Origin of the sequence: Mesorhizobium sp. M2A.F.Ca.ET.067.02.1.1, from assembly GCF_004023285.1 — a bacterium.
GTDB lineage: Bacteria > Pseudomonadota > Alphaproteobacteria > Rhizobiales > Rhizobiaceae > Mesorhizobium.
On the sequence record NZ_RZSB01001270.1, the window covers coordinates 1 to 856 of the forward strand.

Here is an 856-nt window from a genome sequence, read left to right on the forward strand (position 1 = left end):
GGCCATCCGCATGAAGCTGGAGCCTGTCGAAGGCATCACCGAGGGCGGCCGGCTGTGGCTCGACGGGCCGAATATGATGATGGGCTACATGAGCGCCGACCGCCCCGGCGAATTGCAGCCGCTGGAAGGCTGGCACGACACGGGCGACATCGTCTCGATCGACCGCGAGGGCTTCATCACCATCCGCGGCCGGGCAAAGCGCTTCGCCAAGATCGCCGGCGAGATGGTGTCGCTGGGCGCCGTCGAGATGCTGGTGCAATCACTGTGGCCGGAAGAGCGCCACGCGGCGGTGGCGGTGCCCGACAAAAGGCGCGGCGAGCGTATCGTGCTGGTCACCACCGCCGACGACGCCAATGCCGAGGAACTGCGCCAGTTCGGCAAGAAGGCGGGTGCTGCGGAACTGATGGTGCCCAACGACATCCTCAAGGTGGAAGAGATCCCGGTGCTGGGCTCGGGCAAGACGGATTACGTCTCGGCGCGAAAGCTGGCGATTGATCGGTTGGGACTGGGTGTGGCGGCTTAGCGCGCCGCGTTACCCGATATCCGAAGGCGGCACCTTCTCGCCTTCGCGCATGGCCCGCTTAGAATAGGCGCGCACCGAGAACGGCAGGAAGAGCAGATATCCCGCGACCGAGGCGGTCAGCGTGTACCAGGGATAGGTCATCAGCAAGAGGATGTAGAGCACCACGCCGAGGATGACCGGCAGCACCCTGTCGCCGGGCACCTTGACGCTCTTGCCCGAATAGACCGGCAGGCGGCTGACCAGAAGGAAAGCGATGAGTACGGTGAAGCCCGTGGCGATGAAGGCGGCAGGGCGGGACGGCTCCAGCCCGAGCCGCAGGAAATAGAGATAGAG

The 856-nt window shown here is 65.2% G+C and carries 2 pseudogenes; one reads left to right on the forward strand and one right to left on the reverse strand.

Annotated elements, in window-relative coordinates:
- Window positions 1–523: pseudogene (locus EOA28_RS37240) on the forward strand (AMP-binding protein); the annotation flags it as partial.
- A 9-nt stretch (window positions 524–532) separates the two neighbouring features.
- Here EOA28_RS37240 and EOA28_RS37245 read toward each other — a convergent pair.
- A pseudogene (locus EOA28_RS37245) lies at window positions 533–856 on the reverse strand (CDP-diacylglycerol--serine O-phosphatidyltransferase); the annotation flags it as partial.